Annotated in this window: 1 protein-coding gene; it reads left to right on the forward strand. The window is 64.9% G+C overall.

The genetic code is table 11. The features are described from left to right. The coding region (locus tag EN845_RS35225) for a hypothetical protein (protein WP_135868240.1) at window positions 1-202 on the forward strand (202 nt) is incomplete at both ends.

Raw genomic sequence — 202 nt, forward strand, 5'->3', positions numbered from 1 at the left:
GACGCGCCGGTGGCGGTGGCCGATGCGGCGGCGGTGAAGGAAGACACCAACACGCTGGCCGATCCCAATCCGGTCAGCGGCAATGTGCTTTCCAACGACACCGATGTCGACAATGGCGACACCCACACGGTCAGCGCCGTCAACGGCTCGGCTGGCAATGTCGGCAACGACCTGGTCGGCACCTATGGCACGCTGCATCTCA

Origin of the sequence: Mesorhizobium sp. M8A.F.Ca.ET.202.01.1.1 (assembly GCF_004791595.1) — a bacterium.
GTDB lineage: Bacteria > Pseudomonadota > Alphaproteobacteria > Rhizobiales > Rhizobiaceae > Mesorhizobium.